The organism is Limnofasciculus baicalensis BBK-W-15, from assembly GCF_024178385.1.
Taxonomy (GTDB): domain Bacteria; phylum Cyanobacteriota; class Cyanobacteriia; order Cyanobacteriales; family Coleofasciculaceae; genus Limnofasciculus; species Limnofasciculus baicalensis.
Map to the genome: position 1 here is coordinate 1 of NZ_JAMZMM010000418.1, position 4,724 is coordinate 4,724.

The 4,724-nt window shown below is 40.5% G+C and carries 6 protein-coding genes; 2 read left to right on the top strand and 4 right to left on the bottom strand.

Annotated features, from left to right (window positions below):
- Positions 1-19: 19 nt before the first annotated feature.
- The 4 genes from NJ959_RS25705 to NJ959_RS25720 all read right to left on the bottom strand — a co-directional run bounded on the left by NJ959_RS25705 (position 20) and on the right by NJ959_RS25720 (position 1,708).
- The gene (locus NJ959_RS25705) at positions 20-577 is read right to left on the bottom strand and encodes a hypothetical protein (protein WP_254014604.1); all 558 of its coding nucleotides are present in this window, start codon (positions 575-577) and stop codon (positions 20-22) included.
- A gap of 373 nt (positions 578-950) precedes the next feature.
- Positions 951-1,151, bottom strand: a complete 201-nt coding sequence (locus NJ959_RS25710; protein ID WP_254014605.1) for a PIN domain-containing protein — start codon at positions 1,149-1,151, stop codon at positions 951-953.
- Between the two features lie 87 nt (positions 1,152-1,238).
- On the bottom strand, positions 1,239-1,400 hold the full coding sequence (locus NJ959_RS25715) for a hypothetical protein (protein WP_254014606.1): 162 nt from the start codon (positions 1,398-1,400) through the stop codon (positions 1,239-1,241).
- The gene (locus NJ959_RS25720) at positions 1,400-1,708 is read right to left on the bottom strand and encodes a hypothetical protein (RefSeq protein ID WP_254014607.1); all 309 of its coding nucleotides are present in this window, start codon (positions 1,706-1,708) and stop codon (positions 1,400-1,402) included. Before NJ959_RS25720 ends, NJ959_RS25715 begins: the two co-directional genes overlap by 1 nt.
- Positions 1,709-1,980: 272 nt before the next feature.
- Here NJ959_RS25720 and NJ959_RS25725 point away from each other — a divergent pair, with 272 nt between their 5' ends.
- On the top strand, positions 1,981-3,792 hold the full coding sequence (locus NJ959_RS25725; protein ID WP_254014609.1) for an aspartate kinase: 1,812 nt from the start codon (positions 1,981-1,983) through the stop codon (positions 3,790-3,792).
- 416 nt (positions 3,793-4,208) lie between these two features.
- Positions 4,209-4,643 carry an FHA domain-containing protein gene (locus NJ959_RS25730; protein ID WP_254014608.1) on the top strand — a complete coding sequence of 145 codons (435 nt, stop codon included), beginning with the start codon at positions 4,209-4,211 and terminating at the stop codon, positions 4,641-4,643.
- Positions 4,644-4,724 lie beyond the last annotated feature (81 nt).

Sequence of the window (4,724 nt, forward strand, 5' to 3'; positions counted from 1 at the left end):
GGGTAAGAGGAAGAAAATGTTAGCTTTTTTGGAGCGAACTCTTGCCATCCTCGCTATTGGCTGCAATACTTTCTAGTGCGGGTTCTAATACCTGCCAAGCTGTTTCGGCAAGGGGGAGGAATTTGTCACGGGCTGCCCTGGCTTCGGCAAATTTAATTAAGGTTTTGGCAAAATTCTTGTCTGTTGCTTGCTGCATTTGGGCAGGGGTTAAGGGTGCGGGACTAAATAATGCTTCAATTAAGGGACGTAACTCTAATGCCTGCTGGTGCGCCTCTTCTAATCCGACTCTTAAACTGGCTAAATTTGCGATCGCTTTTACTGCCTGAATAATCTCTGGTTCATCCTCATCTGTATTATCTGTCACAGGTGGCTCGACTACAATTAAATCTTCAATACTCAATCCATCAGCAAAGCTATCTGGATTCAAACTATTATCATCTGGATCGTCCATCCGGCGTTGGATTTCTTCGATTGCCTTTTGCCGGGTGCGATCGTTATCTGCCCTTCCGGGTACTTCTATAAATAAACCTAGTTCGTTTAAGTGTCGAGTTGTATAGCGTAGTGTAGCTTTTGCCATAATTTTGGAGGGTTTTCGTGGTGCGGATGGTGTGGGATTTGAAACTGTAGGTTAAGAGCAGGACAAAACTGCATAAAAAACACAGATAAGTCGCGCGAGATCGCTTATAAAGTATCTTACTAGATTACAATACCTTCGGCACTATTAATAAACTGATTTTTTTCAATTTATCTACTTCACTACCTCCAAAGCTAGCCCTACCACCTCTGCAATTTGATCATCACTCAAGCCAAATTGCCGTAATTTCGGGTCTACCGTACTTAGTGTGCTAAAATATTAGTTTAATTAGGTAACGCCTTTACCGAGGATGTGGGGACATCCACCATGCAATCCGGGAGTGCGTGTAATGAGCGTACCAATGTCAATATATTTTTTAAATGTTTTGCCATTCTCTAGCATCAACAAATAAAGATAAATGCTTTATATTAGTTGTTGCTACAATTACTTCATGTCCATAATTACTAACTAAAATAGCCTGAGATGCTAAAATAACATCACCATCTAAGGCTTTATTATCAGCAGTAGGTTTACCTTGTTTCCTGGCAGAAGCCCATAATTCTGCTGATTTTAACATTACTTCTGTAGTAATAGGAAGATAGATAATTTCTGACTTTAATTGCTCTAATTTTCTTAAGCCTTAAATTTTATTTGCCCTTAATAATTATCGTCTAATTTCATAATCTACAATTTCCGGCAAGACTACTCGATAACCTTTTTGAGAAATACCTAAAAACCATTGTTGACATTGTAAAGTCAAAGGCGTAGCTTGAGGATTAGTAATTAATCCTACTGGTGCAGAATCCAATAAAATAACTTGGCTCATTAAATTGAAACACCCTCAATCAATTCAATAACTTTTAAAGTTTCTTTTTGTTCGCTTCTCTCATCTAATTCCAACCAAGATTGAAATAATTGTTTAATTCTCTCTTGCTTTTCTACCTCTCGATCGCTATCATTAAGTTGCTTGATAGCATTATCCCAAGCAGTTATAGACCTTTGTTTAGCAATCGCAGTTTGACGCAATAGCCGGACAATTTTCAACAATTCTGGTATGTATTCTTCTGGAGTTTGTTCAATTTCTGAGAGTAAATCAAGACGTTCCTTTGTTACCGTAACTTGAGAATTATTCACGATCGCTTACCTTTGTTAGTAAAAATTTGGATTGGGTGAATCTATGCCATCAATACCCACCCTAATAATTATACTAAACCAAAACCTCTTCTAATGCAGCTTAGTGTGAATGGTGCGTTAGCATAGGATAACGCACCCCACATATAGATTATGAGCGTAAGTCCTGAGAAAAAAGGTTCTTTACTAATTTATCATTTTGGACAATATACAGTTTAAATGGGTAATAGTAGATTACTGACAATCCTATGACTAACACACTTGACAATCCCAATCTGACGATAGTTGTCCAAAAATATGGTGGCACATCGGTTGGCTCAGTAGAACGAATCTCTGCGGTTGCCCAACGAGTCGTTAAAGCTGTTAAAGCTGGTAATTCCCTGGTTGTTGTGGTTTCCGCCATGGGTAAGACAACTGATGGTTTGGTGAAACTCGCTAGTGAAATTTCTGCTAATCCCAGCCGTCGGGAAATGGATATGTTGCTCTCTACAGGCGAGCAAGTCTCTATGGCGCTGCTAGCTATGGCTTTGCAGGAGTTAGGGCAACCTGCGATTTCTTTGACTGGGGCACAGGTGGGGATTGTGACAGAAGCGCAACATAGCCGCGCCCGGATTCTTAATATCAATACTGACCGAATTTTTAGACACCTCAATGAGGGTAAAGTTGTGGTGGTGGCTGGATTTCAAGGGATTAGTAATATTGATGAGTTGGAAATTACGACTTTGGGTAGGGGGGGTTCCGATACTTCAGCGGTGGCACTTGCTGCGGCTTTGAAGGCTTCTCAATGCGAGATTTATACTGATGTACCAGGAATTTTAACAGCCGATCCTCGCTTAGTGGCAGATGCCCAATTGATGGATGAAATTACTTGCGATGAAATGCTGGAATTAGCTAGTTTGGGGGCAAAAGTTCTCCATCCCCGTGCTGTGGAAATTGCTCGTAATTATGGGATGCCATTAGTTGTATTATCTAGTTGGACGGACGATCCTGGTACTCGTGTAGTTTCTCCTCCTCCCCAACCTCGCTCTTTAGAAGGTTTGGAAATTGCTCGTCCTGTAGATGCGGTAGAATTCGATCCAGATCAGGCAAAAGTTGCTATGCTAAGGGTGCCGGATCGTCCTGGTGTAGCGGCAAAATTGTTTGGTGAGATTGCCCGTAAAGATGTGGATGTGGATTTAATTATTCAGTCTATTCATGAGGGTAATACTAATGATATTGCTTTTACTGTAAGTAGCGATATTCTCAATCGTGCTGAAGCAGTATCAGAAGCAATTGCTCCTTCTCTTCGCAATCAGCAAATGCCCCATCCTGAAGAGGCTGAGGTAATAGTAGAAAGGGGAATTGCGAAAATTGCGATCGCAGGTGCTGGAATGATTGGTCGTCCCGGTGTAGCAGCTCTGATGTTTAAAACTTTAGCAGATGCTGGTGTCAATATTGAAATGATTTCCACCTCGGAAATCAAAGTCAGTTGCGTGATCGATCAAAAGGATGGGAATATTGCGATCGCATCTTTATGCAAAACTTTTGATATTGACAGTTCCCCTTCTCGAATTCCCACTTCAAAAAACCCACTCTTTACTCCCCCAGTCAGAGGTGTTGCCCTGGATCTTAAACAAGCACGTTTAGCAATTCGCCAAGTACCAGATTGTGCGGGTATGGCTGCAAAGATTTTTGGACTATTGGCAGAGCAAAATATTAGTGTTGATACGATTATTCAGTCTCAACGCTGTCGGGTAATTGATGGTATTCCGACAAGAGATATTGCTTGTACCATCTCCCAAATAGATGCGGAAATAGCAAGAATTACACTAGAAAAAACAGCATTAGTTTTGGGATATGGAGAGGTTTTGGTAGATCCAGATATTGCTAAAGTGAGTATTGTTGGTGCGGGGATGGTGGGGCATCCAGGTGTGGCAGCTAAGATGTTTGCTGCCCTATCTCAAGAGCAAATCAATATTCAGATGATTACTACATCAGAAATTAAAATTAGCTGTGTAGTAGCAGAAGATCAAGGTATTAATGCTCTCCAAGTAATTCACAAAGCATTTGGTTTAGCTGGAATTAATCACATTAAGGTTCCAGCTTAACTTTCGTGGCGTGGGCATAAGAATCTGTAGGGCAGGCATCTTGCCTGCCCCTTTCTCGCCACTATATTCTTAAGAAAATCCTAATTTTTGAGATAAAAACAAGTGTTTTTTTCAAGTACACCTCAATCGCTGAATGCCTAAAACCCTACAGAGCAATGGTTTCAAGATTGTTAAGAAAGATAACTAAGGCATAACAGGTGTGAGGCTTTCAATAAGTGACTGCTATTGATATAAAATCCTAATATCCGTAAAAGTACTATTTAACAAGTCTTTTGATATCCTGTAAAGTTAAGGTAGCAAGTACAAAGTAAATTAACATATCTACCAATCGCTAGTGGTGAGGAAACCCCCAGATATAGTCTCGGAGAGATTCTCGCCTGAATTAGTCAACTAATTGAAGATTTGGTTTTCTCAGGGTGCAAAATAACAAATTAATAGACTACTCTTTGCTGTGGGCAACTCTAGCCCCCAGTGTCATTACTCTGTCACTGCGGCATCCCTCCCAGCATAGTACACTTCAACAGTGGAGTTTTGAGGGGAAACCCACAATTAACATTGGGCGATGTCCTAATAATGATATCGTTCTCCATAGTTCAGTCGTATCACGCCGCCATTTGGCAATTCGGCAGATGGCAACTCGGTGGCAATTAATTAATTTTAGCAGTAATGGCAGTTATTTCCAGGGTCAACCCTTTAATCAAATAACTGTATTAGATGGGATGATTATTAGGCTCGCTTTTTCTGGTCCTCAGATCCAAATCCACTTGGGGATAAATGCACCAACACCTATTCTCAAATATCAGCAATCTCAGAATATTATGGACAAAAAGTCTTTGGTTGTTAGTTGTTAGTTGTTGGTTGTTGGTTGTTTGTTATTAGTTATTAGTTATTAGTTATTAGTTATTAGTCATTCCCCACTCCCCACTCCCTAC

Coding starts and splice junctions, on each gene's coding strand:
- NJ959_RS25705 (WP_254014604.1), bottom strand. CDS start 577: ATGGCAAAAGCTACACTACGCTATACAACTCGACACTTAAACGAACTA.
- NJ959_RS25710 (WP_254014605.1), bottom strand. CDS start 1,151: ATGTTAAAATCAGCAGAATTATGGGCTTCTGCCAGGAAACAAGGTAAA.
- NJ959_RS25715 (WP_254014606.1), bottom strand. CDS start 1,400: ATGAGCCAAGTTATTTTATTGGATTCTGCACCAGTAGGATTAATTACT.